General features: G+C 40.2%; 19 protein-coding genes and 1 pseudogene. 12 read left to right on the forward strand and 8 right to left on the reverse strand.

What is annotated here, in order from left to right; translation table 11 throughout:
- Positions 1 to 3 precede the first annotated feature (3 nt).
- The 4 genes from I8751_RS20650 to I8751_RS20670 all read right to left on the reverse strand — a co-directional run bounded on the left by I8751_RS20650 (position 4) and on the right by I8751_RS20670 (position 4,625).
- Positions 4 to 900 (reverse strand): bestrophin family protein, encoded by an 897-nt coding sequence (locus I8751_RS20650; protein WP_214440981.1) that lies wholly within the window; start codon positions 898 to 900, stop codon positions 4 to 6.
- A gap of 991 nt (positions 901 to 1,891) precedes the next feature.
- The gene (locus I8751_RS20660) at positions 1,892 to 2,359 is read right to left on the reverse strand and encodes a serine hydrolase domain-containing protein (RefSeq protein ID WP_214440983.1); all 468 of its coding nucleotides are present in this window, start codon (positions 2,357 to 2,359) and stop codon (positions 1,892 to 1,894) included.
- Positions 2,360 to 2,639: 280 nt separating this feature from the next.
- On the reverse strand, positions 2,640 to 3,020 hold the full coding sequence (locus I8751_RS20665) for a hypothetical protein (RefSeq protein WP_214440984.1): 381 nt from the start codon (positions 3,018 to 3,020) through the stop codon (positions 2,640 to 2,642).
- Positions 3,021 to 3,560: 540 nt separating this feature from the next.
- The gene (locus I8751_RS20670; RefSeq protein ID WP_214440985.1) at positions 3,561 to 4,625 is read right to left on the reverse strand and encodes an NAD(P)/FAD-dependent oxidoreductase; all 1,065 of its coding nucleotides are present in this window, start codon (positions 4,623 to 4,625) and stop codon (positions 3,561 to 3,563) included.
- A 124-nt stretch (positions 4,626 to 4,749) separates the two neighbouring features.
- Here I8751_RS20670 and I8751_RS20675 point away from each other — a divergent pair, with 124 nt between their 5' ends.
- The 4 genes and pseudogenes from I8751_RS20675 to I8751_RS20690 all read left to right on the forward strand — a co-directional run bounded on the left by I8751_RS20675 (position 4,750) and on the right by I8751_RS20690 (position 8,376).
- Positions 4,750 to 5,592 carry a YaaW family protein gene (locus tag I8751_RS20675; RefSeq protein ID WP_214440986.1) on the forward strand — a complete coding sequence of 281 codons (843 nt, stop codon included), beginning with the start codon at positions 4,750 to 4,752 and terminating at the stop codon, positions 5,590 to 5,592.
- Positions 5,574 to 6,932 carry an O-antigen ligase family protein gene (locus I8751_RS20680; RefSeq protein WP_214440987.1) on the forward strand — a complete coding sequence of 453 codons (1,359 nt, stop codon included), beginning with the start codon at positions 5,574 to 5,576 and terminating at the stop codon, positions 6,930 to 6,932. The genes I8751_RS20675 and I8751_RS20680 overlap by 19 nt, the downstream gene beginning before the upstream one ends.
- Before the next feature lie 471 nt (positions 6,933 to 7,403).
- Positions 7,404 to 7,754: pseudogene (locus I8751_RS20685) on the forward strand (MBL fold metallo-hydrolase); the annotation flags it as partial.
- Positions 7,755 to 7,830: 76 nt separating this feature from the next.
- Positions 7,831 to 8,376, forward strand: coding sequence for a protein-tyrosine phosphatase family protein (locus I8751_RS20690; protein ID WP_214441023.1), 546 nt, complete (start codon positions 7,831 to 7,833; stop codon positions 8,374 to 8,376).
- A gap of 183 nt (positions 8,377 to 8,559) precedes the next feature.
- Here the strand turns inward: I8751_RS20690 and I8751_RS20695 are convergent, their stop codons facing one another.
- The gene (locus I8751_RS20695) at positions 8,560 to 9,069 is read right to left on the reverse strand and encodes a GNAT family N-acetyltransferase (protein WP_225894293.1); all 510 of its coding nucleotides are present in this window, start codon (positions 9,067 to 9,069) and stop codon (positions 8,560 to 8,562) included.
- Positions 9,070 to 9,436: 367 nt separating this feature from the next.
- On the opposite strand from I8751_RS20695, the gene I8751_RS20700 reads away from it, so the two are divergent.
- The 5 genes from I8751_RS20700 (at position 9,437) to I8751_RS20720 (ending at position 14,964) form a co-directional block, all read left to right on the forward strand.
- The gene (locus I8751_RS20700; RefSeq protein ID WP_214440989.1) at positions 9,437 to 9,787 is read left to right on the forward strand and encodes an ArsR/SmtB family transcription factor; all 351 of its coding nucleotides are present in this window, start codon (positions 9,437 to 9,439) and stop codon (positions 9,785 to 9,787) included.
- A gap of 349 nt (positions 9,788 to 10,136) precedes the next feature.
- Positions 10,137 to 10,928, forward strand: coding sequence for an IS5 family transposase (locus I8751_RS20705; RefSeq protein ID WP_214440990.1), 792 nt, complete (start codon positions 10,137 to 10,139; stop codon positions 10,926 to 10,928).
- A gap of 42 nt (positions 10,929 to 10,970) precedes the next feature.
- The gene (locus I8751_RS20710; protein ID WP_214440991.1) at positions 10,971 to 11,708 is read left to right on the forward strand and encodes a peptidylprolyl isomerase; all 738 of its coding nucleotides are present in this window, start codon (positions 10,971 to 10,973) and stop codon (positions 11,706 to 11,708) included.
- Between the two features lie 444 nt (positions 11,709 to 12,152).
- Positions 12,153 to 13,691: a phytoene desaturase family protein gene (locus I8751_RS20715; RefSeq protein WP_214440992.1), complete on the forward strand. Its 1,539-nt coding sequence runs from the start codon at positions 12,153 to 12,155 to the stop codon at positions 13,689 to 13,691.
- Positions 13,692 to 13,743: 52 nt separating this feature from the next.
- The gene (locus I8751_RS20720) at positions 13,744 to 14,964 is read left to right on the forward strand and encodes an FAD-dependent oxidoreductase (RefSeq protein WP_214440993.1); all 1,221 of its coding nucleotides are present in this window, start codon (positions 13,744 to 13,746) and stop codon (positions 14,962 to 14,964) included.
- A gap of 50 nt (positions 14,965 to 15,014) precedes the next feature.
- Here I8751_RS20720 and I8751_RS20725 read toward each other — a convergent pair whose 3' ends face one another.
- Both I8751_RS20725 and shc read right to left on the reverse strand, forming a co-directional pair.
- A complete protein-coding gene (locus I8751_RS20725; protein WP_263973530.1) occupies positions 15,015 to 15,689 on the reverse strand; it encodes a phosphate ABC transporter substrate-binding protein in 675 nt (224 codons plus the stop codon).
- A gap of 861 nt (positions 15,690 to 16,550) precedes the next feature.
- Complete coding sequence (shc, locus tag I8751_RS20730) at positions 16,551 to 18,473, reverse strand: squalene--hopene cyclase (protein ID WP_214440994.1); 1,923 nt, start codon at positions 18,471 to 18,473, stop codon at positions 16,551 to 16,553.
- Positions 18,474 to 18,591: 118 nt separating this feature from the next.
- Between shc and I8751_RS20735 the strand changes: the two genes are divergently transcribed.
- Positions 18,592 to 19,761 (forward strand): glycosyltransferase, encoded by a 1,170-nt coding sequence (locus tag I8751_RS20735; RefSeq protein ID WP_214440995.1) that lies wholly within the window; start codon positions 18,592 to 18,594, stop codon positions 19,759 to 19,761.
- 16 nt (positions 19,762 to 19,777) lie between these two features.
- Here the strand turns inward: I8751_RS20735 and tmk are convergent, their stop codons facing one another.
- Complete coding sequence (gene tmk / locus I8751_RS20740; RefSeq protein ID WP_214440996.1) at positions 19,778 to 20,416, reverse strand: dTMP kinase; 639 nt, start codon at positions 20,414 to 20,416, stop codon at positions 19,778 to 19,780.
- A gap of 141 nt (positions 20,417 to 20,557) precedes the next feature.
- Between tmk and I8751_RS20745 the strand changes: the two genes are divergently transcribed.
- Positions 20,558 to 20,875 carry a hypothetical protein gene (locus tag I8751_RS20745; RefSeq protein WP_214440997.1) on the forward strand — a complete coding sequence of 106 codons (318 nt, stop codon included), beginning with the start codon at positions 20,558 to 20,560 and terminating at the stop codon, positions 20,873 to 20,875.
- On the forward strand, positions 20,872 to 21,234 hold the full coding sequence (locus tag I8751_RS20750) for an aspartyl protease (protein ID WP_214440998.1): 363 nt from the start codon (positions 20,872 to 20,874) through the stop codon (positions 21,232 to 21,234). The genes I8751_RS20745 and I8751_RS20750 overlap by 4 nt, the downstream gene beginning before the upstream one ends.
- Positions 21,235 to 21,268 lie beyond the last annotated feature (34 nt).

Genomic DNA, 21,268 nt, shown 5'->3' on the forward strand with positions numbered 1-21,268 from the left:
GTTTCAATTATACAATTCAATACTAGGACTCAGGCTAATTAAATCATCAATATTGCGTTTCATCGTGTTGCAAATTGTATCTAAAGGCAAGTCATTAGCATCGTAACCGAAAGGATTTTCTATCTCCAATCCAATAGCTTCAATGCCAAATAAAGTAAAACTAATCAATGCCACAATAACTCCTGTCCACCAACCAAGACTTTCCACAACTTGAAAAGGTAATAAGCAGCAATAGAGTAATAATAACTGCTTAAGATGAATAGCATAAGCTAGGGGGATTGGTGTTTTCAAAATCCGTTCGCATGAGCCTAAATTATCCACTAACTTATTCAATAATTCTTGCATAGCTGTTAATTGGTAGCTATTTAGGCAATTTTGATTATATCGTTGCTGTAAATAATCTCCAATCCAAAAAGCAACTTCTAGCGGGGGATTATTCATATTTTTGAGTTTTCTATATTTAGAATCTGGTATTAATTCTTGTAATTCATTCATTATCGGCTCTTCGCGCAAATGTAATTTAGTTGCTACAGCAAAAGCTACTAATAAATATAATGCCGCAATTTTACTTTCTCTATCTTCCGCAGATATTTCATCAATAGATACCCAAATATGCCTAGCCAAATTTCGTACATTATTTACTATAGAACCCCAGGATTTCCTGCCTTCCCAAAAGCGTTCGTAAGCTGTATTAGTACGAAATACTAATAATAAACCTAAAACAATACTAGGGATAACACTTCCTAAAATTGGCTGAGATACAGATAATTTAAAATGATAAAGAACAGAAACAAAAACACCAAATAAACCACATCCGAGAACGCGTTTATAAATGGCTGATATGACTGAGCCTTTTAGTTGAAAAGCTATTTGAAACCATCGTTTTTTTTCGACTGTCATGCAACTAACCTAAAATAATATTTAGTGAATATATCTAAGTCACCATCTGATAACTTAAAAACTCTAACTCTGAAAGTAGTACAACTGCCATTGAAGAATTTACCATGACAAGAGTATCAGAATTTCGTTCACCCAGACAAAGTAGCGAATACCCTTATTAGCAACTTGGTATCATCAGCTGTTATGAAAAAATCTTCATCCCTAAACAGATGTAGTTGTGCCAAATATTTAGTAAATATTTGGGAAATTACCGCTTTAACGGTAATTACAGCAAATTAAATCACAATCATAAAGATGGGAATGAGTGTGGCGGCAAATGTATGACTGGAAAGCAAAAGCGAAGTTTGTAGCAAAAATGAGTTATACGCACCGTTTTCTTCCTTGCCAAAGAATTTAACAATACGCTGTGAATTGGATATTAAAATCGTTCTAAGATTTCTGCTCTTGAAATTATGTCGCCAGAAATGCTATACGAGTGGTTAATTGAGGTAGAGGAACGTTACAACACCCAAAACGAGGAGTTAATACTTCTCAATATTGAGGCTGTTCGCCCCTAATTGCAAGCGGCATCTGATGATGGGATTTGTTTTTGTGCGATCATTTTCATGCACAGTTACCGCTATACTGCACATGAAAAGCGGGTATTTACCCTAGCACAGAGTATTTCTACTCAAGTTTTAGTATCTCATGAAGTTACTCTTTTAGTGAAATTAGTTACCTCGTTTTTTGTTTCTCTGCTCTAATGTGTTGATTGGCTTGGTGTCTTAAACTCATAACGCCTGTTTGGCTTAACGTCATTGCAGTAATGTAGCCTGTATCATCTTTTTCAAAAAAAATATTCGTATTCACGGCTTTAGCAAAAAACTCTAGCTCAATCAACTAATACCTGTTGGGCAACTGTCGTACCGCCACCCGAATAGCGATAATCCAAACCAGGAATAATGTTGACCTCTACCCTATCGCTATTAGCTGGAGGTTCGCCATTGAGAACTTAAATCGTAGTTGGCAATAAAGCTGATTTTGAATAGCCAGGAAAGCCATGCACAGTCAAGCCAGCAGTATGACTCAATAACTGGCGCAGAGTTATCTTGGGTTGCCAATCTGCGATCGCGGGCACACGCCATGAGGTGAGATAATTGTTAACATCCTCATCAAGATTAAGCCGTCCCTCCTGCACAAGATGCATAACCGCTAAAGCAAAAACAGGTTTGCTGATTGAGGCTGCTTGAAATAATGTATTTGATGTGGTTTCACAGGTTTTTCCAGCCTCACACGCCCCAAAGCCACGCGCCCATTCGATTTCAAAATCATTAATGACGGCAATACTGATGCTTGGTGTGTGGTAATGTGCCAATCGCTCGTACAAGTTTTTCGGTAAACCGAATTTTTCTTCTAGCGCTGTCGCTGGTAAAAGATTATTGATGATACTCTCAATGCGTTGCTCAACAAATTGCTGCATCAATATCCCCTACTTCTTCATTTCTTAATGTTACTTTCAGCAGCTAAGTTTTTGCATTAATAGGTATGAAAACTACCTGGATGATATTTACAAGACCAAGACTCAATTAGCAGCAGAAATAATTACGGAACTCCAATCGCACCTAGCACTCTCTGATTTAAAAAAACTTAAGCTCTTTCCACGAATTGTATACCCAGTTAACTCGTGGAAAGAGCTTATAAATCAAAACATTTACCAGAAAACTGAACTTTGCATCCAGTCCAAGATCCGATGACTAGAATTAACCAAACCAGTGAGATGGTTCAGAATCCGGTTGAACTGTTTCACAAAGGTGATGGCTAATCCAATCTGATTTTTCCTGGAAGAGAGCATAAATACCTTGGTGAATCAAATTTTGTATATGTAGTTGCTGTTCTAAAGGACTACGAGGCAACCTGGAGTTGATTAAGCAGTCTTCTTTTTCCAAGTTTTGCAGGGACATCTGTTCTGATGAGATTGCGCTATAAAAGCAGGGAATGCGGTTGAGGACAAAGGCAATTAACTCTTGGCGCAAATCAGGAATTGCAAAAGCTTGTTGGTAAGGATTATATGGATAGGTGTCTAAAACGTTTTCAATCTCTCCTAAGACAGATTGCTGTGTTAAATTGACTACTGTTTTCATAAATTTTTAATTCCTTTTTTATCCAGTCCCTACTTGATTTGTACAGAGAAAAACACTCTAGATAGCTGTATTTTGATGACAACTAATTTAGAAGTGATTTAAGTTATAAATACTCCGATCCTGAACCGAATTTTTGATCTTGGTAGAATATGAGACATCTGGCTCTGCTGATTTGGATTGAAGCTAATACTGATTGACAGTATGACTTCTGAAAACAGCACTCAATAAATTTAATGAAGCACTGATGTTTTATATTTACATTCTAATTATTTTAATTTTTTCAGCAAAAAACTACACAAAATGCATTATAAACAATTAGGGATCAATTTTAGTGCCAAATAAAACAACATTAACAAGAGTAGTAAATGTGGCAAAATCAAACTTGCTGAGTAATTTATATTACTTATTAATGTCACTGAAAATTCTTACCATAACCTTTTAGATTTCTATCTATGTATCCTCTAAAACTGCGTTATTGATCTGCTCATTTAATCAAGAACCTACCGTATTGAGCAACCAGTCTAGCGACAGATAAAATTACTAGGTGAAAACGTTGAAAAAATTCATATTAGGTAGAAGTAGCTGACGTAGTTGATTGTTAATTGCAACCGATGCAGCCATTCCTGAAAGCATCGCACCTTCTACGAGATTGCCACCACACCAATCACCGCAGCATACTAAAGGTAAGGGAGTATTAGCTAATAAGACAGCTTCTTTTAAAGGATTTTGAGGAAAGGCATAACGCCAGCGATGCACTTGCATCCAATCAGGCTTCTCCAGCCAAGGAAGCGTCAGAGTTTGGGCTGCATACTGCAACATTTCTTGTCCCACAGCTTGTAAATCTGAGGACTCTAAATGAAGTTGAGCAAACTGAGCGCTGCTTTGCACTACAAATACTGGTTGTTGGGGGTTGTGACGCTTGCTGCTGTCTAAACCAATCCATCCTAAAACTGCATGATCGACAAAATTGAGTGCCTTCCAATGTGGGGGTGGTTGATCTGTAGTCTGATATCCAGCGATCGCAGTTATACAGGGATAAAATTCTACAGAACTCATCTGTTCCAAAAACTCTTTATCCAATAAACTTTTACCCAAGGGTTCCAACAGCATCAAAGCTTGAGGCGCAGGAATGGCAAGCACTACAGCTTGAGCAATTAATTCTTCGTTGCTAGATTCCATAGTCAAGCACCAACTATTGTCGGGAGTTGGGTAAATATTTATAACACGTTGATTCAGCAAAACTTCTAAACCTGGAGCGAGAAATTTGGCGATCGCACTCATCCCCCCAGGCGCAACATAGCGAGGAATCATGTTTTCGGGTTCATGTAAAGAACCATCTGCCGAAAGTTGATAAACCTTGTCTGTCCAGACTTCCACAAGATGGCGATCGGCCAATAACTCCACAAAACGTCCCAGCAATTCACCTTGAGGTTTGAGGTAACATGCTCCATGATCTGCCCACGTTCCATGTAAGCGACGTGTGGCAACTCGTCCCCCTAAACCACGGGATTTTTCTACAACAATCACCGAATATCCCGCTTGGCTTAACTGCTGGGCACAGACTAAACCTGCCATACCGGCACCAATCACTGCAACATCGGTCATTAGTCAATAGTCCTTTGTTATTGGTCATTAGTTACTGGTCATTGATTAAAAGACTACTAATGACTGCTGAAAGCTAATAGTAGAATAAGGTACAGGAAAACTGTACGGAAGGGAGGCAGGGACATTGGATGAGATGAGGGCTGCGCTGGAGCTAGCAACAGAAGAAGAATTGCAGGACTTAACAGCGATTCTGTTTAGTCGTAAATTTAATCCCCTAGATTATGTTCATACACCAGAACCCATTGAAGTACAAAGTCAAGACCGCAGGGCTTGGCTAGATACCCTCGAAAATCGCTTTCGGTTTTTGGCGGCCGATGGAATGACGGTATTGCGGGGACGCACAACTCAGGTGACTTATCGACAAGCATTAATTCAAGTATGTAAATATCTGAAAATTCCTTATTCAGATCAGTTAACAACCGTTGATTTAGAAGCAGAGGTATTTTTACATTTGCTTGGGCAGGTGTGGAAAAAGTTGCCAGAAAAGGAAAAACAAAAATTGACTGAGCAGGTGCAACGTCATCTGGTGAAATCAGAACTTAAACAACCGCTACCATTGTTATTGCAGCGTGACCCATTAGGATTACTTTTTAAAGGTGGTAGTGCCTTGGCTGTGACATCCGTCCTCCAGCCGCTGGTTCTACAACAAATCGCCCGTCAATTTGCTATCCACTTTGCGACTTATCAAGTAGCTAAGCAGGCAGCAATTACAGGCTCAGAAGTAGCTACAACGCAGTTTAAAAACTACGTGGCTCTGCAAATGGCGCGACGGGGTATGACTATGAGTGCAGCGCGTTATGGAGCAGTTCGCAGTGTGTTTGCGATCGCTGGCCCAATGATGTGGACTTGGTTCTTTGCTGATTTAGGATGGAGAGCGATCGCTACTAACTATGGTCGCATCATCCCGACAATCTTTGCCTTAGCGCAAATTCGTTTAACTCGTGCTGAATGTTGGGAGCCAGCTTGAAGTTAGCTTTTTACCATCCTAACCCTGATTTACAAGCCCCTTGGAATTATGCCCAAATCGGACTGATCATTTTCCCCTTGAGTCCGTTGTTGGGGGCTGTTGGTATAGGTTTTGCAGTCTTAATAACTTGGCTGCGCCAAAACCGCGTAATTATCCACCGCCCCCTCAATTGGGGGTTTGCTGCTCTCAGTGTGTTACTGATAATTACCAGTGGGTTTGCTGATGATCAGACAGTAGCTTTCCTCGGCTTATTTAATTTCTTACCGTTCTTTCTACTTTTTGTTGGACTCAGTGCTTTAATTCAGACAACTGCCCAATTACGACAAATAGCTTGGATTCTGGTTATTGGTTCTGTGCCATTAACGATTATGGGCTTCGGACAGTTGTTTTTGGGTTGGACTTTAAACTTCCAATTTTTGTGGATTGTGTTTGATTGGGCGATCGCACCTGGAGGAGATCCACCGGGGCGGATGGCTGCAATTTTTATGCACGCTAATACCTGCGCTGCTTATTTAGCGATCGTATTCACTCTAGGATTAGCCTTGTGGATAGAACAATGGCGCTTAGGCATTGGGTATAAGGTAAGACGGATTCTCAATCACTCAGTTACTATTCCCCAACCCTCACTACCCTTGCTGTTCTTAACGGCGACAGTAATTGCCAACTTTGTCGCCTTGATTTTAACTAACTCACGCAATGGATGGGCGATCGCGATCGTTGCCTGTTTAGCCTATGCATTTTACCAAGGTTGGCGCATTCTCGTTGGCGGTGTTCTCGGTGTTGCTGCTAGTGCCCTTTTGGCAGCTTTTGCTCCCTTACCAATTGCTAAAATTTTTCGTCAGGTCGTTCCTGCTTTCTTTTGGGCACGGTTAAACGACGACATGTATCCAGATAGACCAGTTGCCTTAATGCGAAAAACCCAGTGGGAGTTTGCTTGGTCTTTGACTCAGCAGCATCCTTGGACAGGCTGGGGTTTACGTAATTTCACAGCACTGTACAAAGCCCAAATGCAAATTGACTTGGGTCATCCCCATAACTTGTTTTTAATGTTATCTGCTGAAACGGGATTGCTGAATACTGTATTATTTTTTGGTTTACTTGGTTGGATCTTTTTTGCAGGTATCCAACTATTAGGAAAATCAAATTATATACCGTCAAAAGATAGATTGATAGTTTTCAGTTATCTTTTGGTATTTGTTGAGTGGTTACTATTCAATACAGTAGATGTAACTCTCTTCGATTTCCGCTTGAATACACTCTCATGGTTACTCTTATCTGCTATTTGTGGAGTGGCGTTTTACTACAATCTACCTAAGAAGCCTGCAGATGAAAAAAGCTAGCTTCAAGGTTGATTTTTAAGATCAATGGCATTGGTTATAATCAAAAATTTTCAGTGGTTATACTGGGGTAGTTTCTAAGCTCTAGTTAATAAGATTACTATATTCACATTTGTGACTGTGAGTGTGGTTAATCTAAAAAATTAGCCACTGTTGCTGATAGTTGGGAAGGTGTAGGGACAACCCTTTTGGGTTTTCCTGCATGACGGGCATCTAAATTTAGGTGCCCTTTTATATTGTTGAGATTTTTGTCAGTTAAGCATTTAGAGATTTTTTGTATCAAATGCTATTAGCCTTTCAAATTTTAAAGCATTAGCAATAGTTCATTGATAATCAAACCACAAGGAATAGCGGTTTCAATGTCTAAGCTAGCAGCTAAGTCCAAAGGGCGAGGCGATCGCACTGTTTTGAGTAAACAAGATTAACTTTAGAAGAGTGCTAAGCTATTATGCTTTTAAATGACACAATCACTTCCTACTTAATGAACTAGGACTAACTCTGCAATACTGCTTAGAAACCCACATCCACGCCGATCATATTACTGGCACAGCTAAACTGCGGGAGGCTACGGGTTGTTTGGCAATTGTACCTGAGAATGCCCAGGCTGTATGTGCAGATAAATTTATGAAAGATCAAGAAATATTGGAATTAGGGAGTGTGAAAATAGAAGCGATCGCCACTCCCGGTCATACTGATAGTCATAATGCCTATTTGCTTAATGGTACTCATTTGTTGACTGGAGATGCGCTCCTCATTCGTGGCTGTGGACGGACTGACTTCCAGGGTGAGAATGCAGGAATCATGTATGACTCAATAACGCAACGCTTCAAACTATTTGATGCCGGGTTTACAAAAGTAAACCATCTTGAAGTCGGTCGTTGAACAATTTGATGCACTCACTATGTATAAATTTGCTGCTGCTTCGGAGAATGAACCTATCGTGTTTGGCTCTGCTCGCCCTGGATATAGTAACGAGCAAGTAACTGAGTGGATTGAATTTATGCAGAATCAAAACATTAAGCGTGTCTGCTGTTTACTTTCTGAATCTCAACTGACTCGCTATTCCAATCTGCTTGAGCTTTACCGACAGACCTTCGGTCTCAACTCAGTATGTTGGACACCAATCGAGGATTTTCACTTTGCCACCCCCGAAATTCTCATCCACCAAATTTTACCGTTCTTAGCGACCGCCAACCAGAATTATGAGAAGGTGGTTGTTCATTGTTCTGGTGGAATTGGGCGCACCGGGCACGTTTTAGCGGCTTGGCTTGTGGCTGGACGCGGACTCTCCAATAAAGCAGCGATCGCAGCCGTTAAGCAAACTGGGAGAAATCCCTATGAAGCAATCATCGCCGCCCCTTTCAAGGGACGCAATCCTTGGAAAGTTGCGGCGGAACTTGATCTGCTACTGGATGAATGCAATCGATTAAGAGGCAAGTTAGCTTGATGTCGAACTCTGCACAGACACTTTCAAACTACTGCCAACACCAAGATGTAAAGCAGTCCAACGGTGAAGGTGAGCGGCAGCAGATATCTTTGAACTCAGCACCAAGATCTCTCAACTGTCCGCTCCACCACAGTGTTGGGCGGTTGGCTTTCACTATCCGATTCAATAGCTGCCACTGAAATGCTACTGTACGTTAGCTCCATATTTCTTTTCAAGATAGTGAACTTCAGGATCATCTTCCCGTTGCCCTAAATCAACCCATCCGTGCTTGAGATAAAATCTCATTGCCACTCGATTCGTAGGACTGACGTTCAAGCGGGCTGACTGACAACCCAGACGCTTGAAAAAATGAGCCGCGTGTTGATCTAACTGCTGACCAAAACCCTGACCTCGAAACTCTGGAGTCAGGTAAAACAAATTGACGTAGCCAACGCTTGAATCGTGTTGACAACGCATCATCTCAATTTGCCCAATGATTTGCTGTTCTTTCCAAACGTGTACACAACTGTTCGGGATTTCTGTCATTCGCTGTCTCAGCCACTGCAAATATTCCTCAGATCCGCTTCCATCCTCTTTATAAAACCGAGCGGCTGAACCAAAGCTGCAAATGAAAGAGTCTGCTCTGAACTGAACGCATAAATCTTGATCCCGCTCTAGGTTGAGAGGTTTGAACTCAAGCGTAGAAGATTGCAATCTTGTTTCTCCAGGCTAAATTTGTGCGTTGTTTCAGCAACTAACTGACCGTAACGTCGTCTTTGCCAACATTGCCAGAAATTTGAACATTCTGCATTAAAAGATACGTTTCAAAGTACTGTCAACACCGATAACTCAAGCCGCCCAACTATTTATTATACGGAAACTATCCGTATGATCTTTTTCTAAATTTTAATATATCAAGCATTACGCGTAATTACTGGGGAGTAGTAGTTTTAGTTTACACAGATTTGCAGATAGAAATTTGGCATTCTTCTGGAAGTGCGATCGCTCAACTGTTCGCATTTGGTGAACAGACTATACTACTATATAGTAATATAACAAAGATGCATTTTTAGTCCTCCTTATGTTAGAAAATTCACCTGCGGCCTTTGGGCCAGTTGCTGATTATTTTAAAGTGCTTTCGGAAATTAGCCGACTCCAGGTTCTCTGCTGTTTAAAGTCAGGTAGCAAAAACGTCACAGAAATTATGGAAGCAACCGGACTGGGACAGGCGAATGTGTCCAAGCATTTGAAAATCTTGGCGCAAGCTGGGATTGTTAAGCGCCAACCGCAAGGAGTGAGTGTTTATTATGAAATTGTAGACCCATTAATTTTTGAGATCTGCAAGCTGGTGTGCGATCGCCTCTCAATTCGTCTTGAACAGCAGTCACAGCAACTAAAACAACTACAAGTTTTGCGTAGTAGTCAAATATGAATACTTGGTCTGATGAAACGAGTACCCATTTGCACGCCATCAGCACCGATCACTAACATTTGATCATATCGGTGCGATCGCTAATTTTTTGCCAATTCAGTATAATTATTGATAGAATTCTCCGTAAATTGTATATTCTTGAAATTAAAATCTGAAAACGGCAAGAAACAAACATACTCATAGTCTCTTTGCAAGATGCAAATTTAGCATCTACCCCCAAAAAACATAAAACCAAACAGACAACGTATTCTGAATACGCCTAAGAGGATGTTTGAAAAGTAGGGAGTTGAGTAAAAAAAGCTCTCAGGGCATAAGCTGTAAATACGTACATACAGCACCATTGAGAGCGATGAGTAAAGCATACTCCAGTAATCTGACTTTAACCCAGTGGGAATTATTAGAACCGTTAATTCCAGTAGCCAAAACAGGTGGTCGTCCTAGAGTGGTAGAGATGTGGCAAGTTATCAACGCAATTTTTTATGTATTGACACAGGGATGTACATGGCGAAATTTACCAGGGGACTTTCCCAATTGGCAAACTGTGTACACTTATTTTCGGAATTGGCGTACTGACGGAACATGGGTGAGCATCCATGACCAACTCAGAGCCTGGGTAAGGGTGGACAATGAACGAGCTGTTAGCCCATCAGAAGCAATAATCGATAGTCAAAGTGTGAAAACTGCGGCGATGGTTAGCAAAGATGTGGGTTACGATGCTGGGAAAAAAATCAAAGGACGCAAGCGGTTTTTGACAGTAGATACCTTGGGTTTAGTACTGCGAGTATTGGTGAGTGCAGCCAGTGTGGACGAACGCAATGGCGGTAAACAAGTACTCAAAAGAGTCAAGCAGATGGGGAATATGGTGTCACGTCTTTCTACCATTTGGGTTGATGGTGGTTACGATGGCAACCCATTCATGCAGTGGGTGATGGATATATACCGATGGATTGTGCAAGTTGTACTGCGACCACATGAACGCAAGGGTTTTGTTTTGTTGCCTAAACGTTGGGTCGTAGAAAGAACTTTGGGTTGGCTGACTGGGTGTCGGCGTTTGAACAAAGACTATGAATTATTAGCCCAAACCTCGGAGACTTTTATCTATCTTGCTATGATTCGCATCATGGTGAGGCGTTTGGCATAAAATCTCACCTTTGATTAGTTTTCAAACACCCTCTAAGAGAGAATGACTGAAGTAATCCAGATCGGCAACCGGACAATCGAGGCTAGCGAACTAATTCCTTTATTAGCCAGTTACCAAATGCTGCCGCAATTGCTGCGGGAATTAATTATCGACGAGGCGATCGCACCCATAGAGTGTACTCCCGAAGAAGTAGCCCACGCTCAACAGCAGTTTTACGCCGAAAAACAGTTAACCCAAGAAGCCGACATTCAAGCATGGATGACCAATTATGGTCTAACTACAAGTCAATTAGAAATTATTACTCTTCGGAAATTAAAACTGGAAAAATTCAAGCAAGCTACTTGGGGTCATAAACTAGAATCCTATTTTTTTCAGACTAAAGGCAAACTGGATAAAGTAATTTATTCTCTGTTACGAACTCAAGATATAGGCATTGCTCAAGAACTCTACTTCCGTATTCAGGCAAACGAGCAATCGTTCGCCGAAGTAGCACGAGAATATTCACTTGGGCCAGAAGCCCAAACTGGTGGGTTAGTGGGGCCAATTGAACTAAATGCACTTCATCCAGCAATGGTGCAAATGCTTTCTAGCAGTCAGCCCGATCAAGTTTTACCCCCTACTCGCATCGCTGAGTGGTTTGTGATTTTGCGGTTGGAAAAATTTATCCCAGCACAACTGGATGAATCTATGAAAGCGCGCCTGCTCAATGAACTCTTTGAAACTTGGCTACAAGAACAGAAAAAGCAGATAACATCTTTGCCCAATGTTTCAGACAACTAAAGTAGTCTGCGTAGTCAATACAGTTTGGTTAAGGTTTTTTGATAGCTTACAAAGAGGCGATAAATTACCGTTTTTATAATAATCAGTCCTTTGTAGAGACGGCGATTTATCGCGTCTGCTGCCTTAATTTTATGGTTCCTTCCTCAGTCAGGGTTGGGATAAATTTTTTTGTGTCTGCTTTTTTACTAAATCCCTCTGAAGATTCATGAAAAACTATATAAGATTGGTACATATTTAATTTATATACTTTTTAATTCTGAAAAGAAGCATTAAACCTGCTTTCAATTTGTCTTGGCGAGCATAGTAAAAAGGCGAATGAGCTTTTAGACAAAGGAGTACTTTGTCTTATTCTCTAGTGACTCAATTCCAAAACAGCATCACATCATAGCACTCACCAAGCACAAGGGCTAGAAAAATCCTCGCTGCAACATCTGAGGGGGCGACATGAAAACAGATTACTTAATCGTAGGCAGTGGTTTGTCGGCATTAGTCTTTGGATCTCTGATGGCAAAAGCTGGTAAGAAAGTTCAAATTTTGGAGGCTCATGAGCATCCAGGGGGTTTTGGCCATACATTTACAATGGCGAAAAAATATAAGTTTAATGCTCAACTCCATTATGTTTGGGATTGTGGTGAAGGACAAACCGTCAATCGAGTACTAAAACAACTGGATTTGGACAAAGAAGTAACGTTTAATCGATACGATCCTGATGGTTTTGATCACATGAGAATGCCGGGTTACTCACTTGATATTCCCTCAGAATCCCAAGAATTAATTCAGAGATTATCTAATCTTTTTCCCCAGGATGCCGAGCAGATTCGTAAATTTGTCCTAGAAGTTAAAAAAACCAGTGAGGGTGTAAAAAAATTATCACCTCCAATCGTTCCTGGGGAATTATTTAAAAATTTTGGTGAAGTATTCTGTGCCATCACGTACCTAAATAGTACGCTTCAGGATGTTTTTGATAAATTCAAATTGCCAAAAGAAGCACAAACGCTTTTAGCACTACAATGGCCTGATTTTTTATTGCCCCCAAATCAACTTTCTTTTTATGCTTGGGTAATCTTGTTTACGAGTTATCAACAAGGAGCTTTTTACCCCACACAACATTTTGAACATGTAATCAATTCATTAGTGGAGGTGATTCAAGAAAATGGCGGCGAAATACTTCTCAATTTAGAAGTTACTAGTTTTACGCTTACAAATAAAACCATAACTGGAGTCCAAGCAATTGATAAAATCACACATCAAACCCGTGACTTCACTGGTGAAACAATTATCTGTAATATAGATCCTCAAAAAGCTGCCCACATGATTGGAGTAAAAAACTTCTCTAGGACAGTTCGCAATAAGCTCAATTATGAGTACTCACCCTCCAACTATATGGCCTATTGCGTTGTCAAGGATATTGATCTGCGAGACTATGGATTTGGCAAATGGAATACCTTCCACACTGGTCATGAAGATTTGAATCAAGCCTTTTATCAAATGTATGAAAAACATGATTTTTCCAATCCCAGTTTTGCAATTACAACACCCACGTTAATCACAGAAGATCAATCTGATTGTCCAGAAGGATGTCAAATTGTCGAATTTTTGACTGTCGCTAATTATGATTATTTTAAAAACCTACAAGCAACTAATAAAAAGGCTTATAGACAGAAAAAAGCAGAAATACTTGATTTCATTTTAGATACAGTCGAGAAAAACTATATTCCGAATTTTAGAAAATATATTGTCTTTAAAATTACTGGTAGTCCAACAACAAATGAAAGATTCTGTTGGTGTCCTAGAGGTAATTCTTATGGCTCTAATCTTACGCCTCGCAATATGGGGATTGGTAGGCTGAATTACAAGACATCTTTAAAAAATTTCTATTTTTGTAATGCTTCATCTGGCTATCCAGGGTTTGCTCCTACGTTTTGGACTGGAGCAATACTATATCAAAAATTGTCGGGAGATTTGATTCTCTCAAAGGGCTAAAGTTCATATAAAGACTTATTTTCAGAGCATACCATTAGTTCGGTGGTGAGATATGAAAATAGCGATTATTGGTGGCGGAGCAAGCGGAATGGTAACGGCATACCTGCTTGATAAAAATGGTCATCACGTTACAGTCTTAGAAAAACAACATATTTTGGGTGGGCATATTAGGACATTAAATAAAAACGTTAAACCTAATCAATCTGACTGCGATCAATTATTAGAGGGTGGTGTACTTGAATTTCCTCGTGTGTTTCACAATTTTCTGTCATTAATGCGAGAACTTGAGGTTGAATTAGAGCCAGTTTATATAGGTTCAGCATTACTTTTAAAAGATGGTCGCCACTTTCTTTCAGCTTTAGTTACTAAAAAAAACTTCGTAGGAATTCAGCATTTACTTGAATATTTTAGGCTTTATACTCTTTATGCTGGTGCTACTGGGTTATGGTTAAAGACTCATTTTCTCCATATACAGAATCTGTATAATCAGCCGATATCTCAATATTTAAAAAGTCAGTGCATACGGAATTACTGGTTAAAGCTACTGACGATGTATAGCTACTCCATGCCATTTGAATTGATTGATAATTTTCCCGCAGAGTTGGCGATTCCTATCCTCCGAGATTATGTCTTTGTCGATTGGGTAAGAATTAAAGGAGGAGTTTATTCCTATATTGAAAAGATATTGGAACGGTTTAAGGGAAATATCTTGCTCAACGTCGAGGTTAAGGAAATTTCCAGACAACCTAGTTCTGTGAAAATTGGATTGTTAGATGGTGCAACTTATCTGTTTGACAAAGTAGTCTTTGCAACACCGCCAGATCAAGTAATGAAACTATTATCTGATCCGACAAATGCTGAAATTCAACGTTTTTCAACATGGAAAAATAACCACGCTAAAACAGTTATACATACAGATACTTCCATGTATGCTAAACACCATATTAAACAAGCTTCAGAATTTGATTTTTTCCAAACTGACAATGGCTGGGGATATAACGCTTATCTCAACCAGCTTTGTGGCATAGCATCGTCTCTACAATACAACTTGGCATTTAACTTAGATGATTTGATTGCGAAAGACAAAATCCTTCACGTTCAGGAACACGAGACTCCCTTATATACTGTCGAATCCTTTAGGTATAGAAACGAAGTCATCATGACTAACGGTGAGAACAATACTTACCATGCAGGAGCCTACCTTGGAGATGGATTGCATGAAGGAGCTATCACTTCTGCAATTCAGGTTGCCCAATTAATAGGTTCATCATGAACAGATCAAAAAATGGTGTGTTTGAATTATTTGAAAAGCGTTGTAATTTTTTATAAAGGAAGAAAGCCAGTTTCTTTGACAGCTTTCTGTCCTTGGGAAGATTGGGCAAAATCAGCAAATTCTTTTACTACTGGGCTGGTTTGACGCGGTACTACTAAATAAATAACTCGACTTATAGGATAAGTGCCGTTTTTAACTAAGTCTGCATCTTGAGGAGAGATTCCATTAATGGGAATGATGCGGACTGTTTTTTGATTTTCTATTTGAGTAACCGTACTATAGCCAATACCATTGTTACCTAAAGCACGTAATATTGGTGTGGTTTCATCTTGTACTACTGTCTGGAAATTTTTACTATCAGGTGCAAAAGGCTGGCCAGAAAGCACCGTTTCTTGAAAAAATGTATAAGTACCACTGTTAGGAGATCGATTAATGACTTTTATTGGTAAATTAGGGCCACCTACTTGCGACCAATTGGTGATCTTTCCCTGAAAAATGTCTTTTAACTGCCTCATTGTTAATCCTCCTTTATAGGGATTATTAATATTTACTGCTATAGCTATAGCATCTCTAGCAATCGGCACACCTACTAGGCCACTTTTTAATTCTTTAGCTTCTAAATAACGTGAACTAGCAGCCATTAATACTTTGCCATCAATTAAATGTTGAATTCCAGCATTGGTTCCATTTGGTCTACCATCTGGTATGCCATAAGTTGTAGTCATAGAGGGATTGGCTAGATATTTATAGCTTCTTTGAAGCTTCATAACCAAACTGACTATAGTCACGCTGCCATCCATCGTTAGCAATTCTGGATTAGGCAAACTAGTATCTAAGCGTGATGTAATAGAACTTTGATCTGGTTTAATTTTAGAGGTGTAAGATTGGTTATATCTTGGTAAAGCATTGGTTAGCCAGGTTAATATGCTTTGGTCAGAAGAATTGGTATTTTGTACTAACTTGACAAGTTGGTTATCTAAGTACTTTCAGCTAAACCCTAGAAGCCCAGCTGTAATCAGAAAAGATAATAGTAGTCGGAGTATTTTTCGATTTTTACTGTCTTTATTTATCATATTAAAAATTTATTCTACTCGATAATTAATCTTAATAAGATCAATTTAAAACCATTCAGATAAGTCACAGATGAGCTTTAATTAAAAGATGCTTAATAATCTATGATTTTTATCAACTATTAATTTGTTAACAACTATTATTTGCTTAGATACGGTTATGACCATATTCAATTGTAATGGTACTGATATTATATTAATGTTGTGATCAAAATCAATGGCTTATTATAAATATCTACAACTAATACAAAGTATACCAATAAAGAAAAACACTTAAAATCAGCTTTTAATTACAATAAACTCAATATATCAACTTGTTTTGACTAAAATTACTTCATTAAATAAAGCTATCAATAGATTACATTTTATTTTTGCGCTAAAAGGATGCTTAATGGCCTTCCCTCCGGGTTCGCTCTTAGCGTTTCCGCAGGATAGCAAGTGGCGCATGACTTCCAGCTAAATATGATGTTTGGTGGATTAATTTTTCTTCCACCAAACATGATTATGAATAATTAATTAGCTTGACGATCGCTGCTGTAATTCTTGATAACGACCTAAAGCTATTAAAGGAAAGTATTGTTGATAGAGATGATACTTGAGATAAAAATGACTAGGGAAGCCAGTACCTGTAAAGTCTGCTTCATACCAAGTACCATCGGGTTTTTGAGTTGTCAAAAGGTAGCTAATTCCTCGCTCAATGGCCTCACGAGCTAATTTGCCAGTTGCTTCGCCAGCGGCTATTAGACCAATTAAAGCCCAAGCTGTTTGGGATGCAGTGCTGCGTCCTTGCCCTTTAAGGCGGGGATCATCGTAGCTGCGACAAGTTTCACCCCAACCACCATCTGAGTTTTGACATTTTATTAACCAAGTAGCTCCTCGCTCTATATTGACTTGATGTTTTTGAGGTTCAATTAAAGCGAGAGCTGATAAAACGCCATTAGTGCCATAGATATAATTAACGCCCCAGCGCCCAAACCAGCAACCTTCAGTTTCTTGCTCACTCAGAAGATAGACAAGGGCACGCTCTAATTTTTGATCGTCAATTGGTAGATTACAAGCACCTAGCATTTCTAACACCCTGGCCGTAACATCTGCGGTGTTAGGGTCAATCATGGCTTTCAAATCGCCATAGGGTACAGAGTTAAGCCAATCTTGATCATTATCCAGATCAAAAGCTGCCCAACCGCCTGGTTTACACTGCATAGATGCAATCCAATTTAAAGCACGGGCGATCGCAGCTTGTTTGAGTTTTTCGTTGGGGAGTTTTGCTACATGTAAAGCCATCACAACTACAGCCGAGTCATCCACATCTGGATAAAAGCGATTGTCAAACTCAAATGCCCAAGCTCCCGGTTTGCCTTGGCGATTTTTCACAATCCAGTCACCATAGTCGAGAATTTGCTTTTGCAGCAACCATTCTCCAGCCTGCACAATAGCGGGATGATCTGGTGCCAAGCCAGATTCTACTAAAGCCCGCATTACCCAAGCCGTATCCCATACAGGTGAAACACAAGGCTGTACTCGGTAACTATCTTCTGTTTCAATAGCAAAGTTATCAATTGCTTGCAAACCTCGTTCCACAATTGGGTCATTGGCGCTGTAACCCAAACACCGCAAAGCTAGCATTGAATTGAGCATGGCAGGAATAATCCCACCCCAATCACCTGTAACTTCTTGGCGTTCTAAAATCCATTTTTCGGCAGCTTTGATGCCTTCGTTGCGGAATGGAACTAAATTCAAACTTTCTGCTAACTTAAACCCTTGATCAAGAGTCAAGAATAAATCAGTCCAATTACCAGCGCGGGGTAATTCATATCGGACTTGATCAACACCTTCAGCATATAGTTCATCTAGATTGATCGTTGGTTCGGTGATAAAAACAGGTTTGCGATCGCATACAATCAGCAACGGCACAGTACTAGAACGCGCCCAACTAGACATTTCGTAGATATTAAAGGGAAAAGCTGGGGGTAAGAGCATTACCCAAGGAGGTAGGGAGGGAATGCCACGCCAATCGTAGCAGCCAATCAAGGCGAGGTGCAATTTAGTAAAAATGCGAGTTTTGCTGATGCCTCCCCGTTGGAGAATAAAATCTCGCGCTTTGATCATGGCTGGGTTATTTACTGATACACCTAGCAGTTTCAGCGCCATATAGGCCTCAACCGAGGTACTTAATTCTCCACCATCATCATAAAAAAGTTCCCAGCCTCCATGCTGCCGTTGTTGAGAGCGCAGGTAGGCAGCAACTTTGTGCAAAGGTCTTGCTTGGTCTGTTCCCCAAATTTTATGCAGCAGGACGACTTCAGCAGTAATGGTGACATTAGATTCTAACTCTGCCCACCAATAGCCCGCTGGGTACTGAGTCGAAAGCAGATACTGTTGGCTACCAGCGATCGCCGCTGCGACTTTATTGACTGTTACCCTGTCTTGTGTTTGCATCAACCGAAGGATAAAGTATGAAGTATCAAATATTAATGAAAGATACCACGGTTAGATTCTGCGGCGATCGCTAAGTATAAAATATCAAGGTTTCCTATCCTTCATATTTTCTGTGGTCATGGGTGCAATTGTATTAGGATTAACACTTTTATCCTTGATAATTTGGTTGGGATTACTGTGTTTTTGGGGGCAATTTTGGCGAACAGACCAGCAGTTAGAGATCGCAGAAACGCAGCTACAATCTTTACCTACAGTCTGTGCAGTGATTCCTGCCCGTAACGAAGCTGATTTAATCCCAACTACCATGCGATCGCTCTTACTCCAAGATTATCCTGGTATTTTCGATGTGTTTTTAGTAGACGATCGCAGTACAGATGGTACAGCCAATTTTGCCGAAGGAGTTGCCCACGCCTTAGATAAAGCCCAGCAATTACATATTATTTTTGGCGAATCTTTACCTGCTGGTTGGTCAGGTAAACTCTGGGCTATTGAGCAAGGTATTCAACAAGCTAAAACATTGTCACCAGACTATTTTTTACTCACCGATGCAGATATTAAGCATGATGTTAGTAATCTTCGCCGATTAATCGCCAAAGCAGAAAAAGAAGAATTAGACTTAGTTTCTGTAATGGTAAGACTTCGGTGTGAAGGCTCTTGGGAAAAATTTTTGATTCCGGCTTTTGTGTTTTTCTTTCAAAAACTCTATCCCTTTCGCTGGGTGAATAATCCCAAAAATCAAATAGCCGCTGCGGCCGGAGGCTGTATTTTAATTCGCGCCGCAGCTTTAGAACAAATTGGTGGTATTCAAGTTATTCGGCAAACTTTAATTGATGATTGTGCCTTAGCAAAGGCAGTAAAAGGAACTAAGAATCAAGGGCGTATCTGGTTAGGATTGAGTACTTTAACCCGCAGCTTACGCCCTTATCCTTCTCTAACGACGATTTGGGATATGGTGGCTCGTACAGCCTATACACAACTGAATTATTCCCCTTTGTTGCTACTGGGAACTTTGATAGGAATGACCTTAATTTATTTAGTTCCGCCTCTGGCTTTGATTTTGGGTGCATTGATCGGAAATTGGGCAATCGCACTTACAGGTTTATCAGCATGGTTGCTCATGACCTGGGCATATTTGCCAACTATCCGCTTTTATCAATGTTCGTTTTGGTTAGCCTTGAGTTTACCTGCGATCGCTTTTCTTTATACCCTGATGACTTTAGATTCAGCCGTTCGCCATTGGCAAGGTCGCGGCGGTGCTTGGAAGGGTCGAGTTTATCCTGTTTTATAACCGCCGATAAACGCCACTACAAAGTCAACTCGTTCAGATGTACGCGCAAAATTTCCTGAATCATTTTTTGTACAGTTTCTTGACTCAAGTTGCCATCTACTCGCACAATCCGGGATGGATAAGATGCAGCTAACTCTCCATACCCTTGTTGAACGCGCCGATGAAAAGCAATTGTCTCTTGTTCAATGCGGTCTAAACTTGCTTCGCCTCCCTTTTTGCGGGCTAGTCCTACTTCTACATCGACATCTAACCAGATAGTGAGGTCACTTGTTAACCCACCAGTAGCAATTAAGTTAAGTTGGTTGATTAAATTCATGTCTAAGCCCCGTCCATAACCTTGGTAGGCAATGGTAGAGTCTGTGTAGCGATCACATAATATATATTTCCCTGCTGCCAAATTGGGCTTGAGTTCTTGTTCTATGTGTTGTGATCTATCAGCAGCATACAACAATAATTCTGTCACCTCAGCAATTGGTTGATTATCTGCTTTTTCTAGCAACAAACGACGCAGATGCAGCCCTAACTCTGTTCCCCCTGGTTCACGAGTGGCAATTACAGAGATACCTAAACTTTCTAACCATTGACCACAAAATTGCATTTGGCTAGTTTTGCCGCAGCCTTCTACCCCTTCAAATACGATTAATTTGCCACCCATGCTGTTTTTATTAAAATCTTGTCGTGTATGCGATCGATCTATCAAACTCTAATACCAGTCGGAAAAGTTTACAATGTTACATACCCCAAGTAGTCTGAATCTGCTGGAAAATATAGATATTACAGTCAAGCAGAACCAACCATGACTGAAGCAAAGTCTACTCGCACAGTGCGCCGGGGAAGAATATTTCCCGAAATCCAGTGGTCATCAGAGAACAAAGCTCAATGGAAAGCTGAAAAAGCACAATTAAAGCAGCGTTGCGAACAAATATTCCAAAAATTGCAGCCTTCTTTAATTAAGACTCACTACAACTGGTATGTAGCAGTTGAACCAGAAAGCGGAGAATATTTTATTAATGAGGATGCATTAGCAGTTGCCCAGATGGCACATGAAAAACACCCGAATGCAAGGCTGCACGTCTTCCGCATCAATGAAACTGGGGTCTGCGGCAGGATATGATTTCCGGCAACTTTGGTGATGAGGATGAATTATTTTTTGAGATAGAGTTGATAGCTGCTAACACCTTAGTAATACCAGTATTAGCACTTTTTGATACAGGTTTTTCTTGGTGGCTGGCAATTAATAACCAGGATTTAGAAGCACTTGATTGGATTTATGTAGAACAGCAAACAATGCTCACAGCCCAAGGAGAAGCAGAATTTGACATTTATTTAGGAAAAGTGCGAATTGATGGACAGGAATTTGATATTCCTGTCCATGTGGGTGAAGGAGTGTCAGAAGTTTTAATTGGTCGCCAGTGGTTAAAAACTCGACGGTTGTTGGTAGATATGCCGTCTAAGGTGTTAACGCTGGGATAATAGGCGTTTTAATGTTCTCTATTGCGATTACAAT

This window comes from Atlanticothrix silvestris CENA357, from assembly GCF_016056295.1.
Classification (GTDB): domain Bacteria; phylum Cyanobacteriota; class Cyanobacteriia; order Cyanobacteriales; family Nostocaceae; genus Atlanticothrix; species Atlanticothrix silvestris.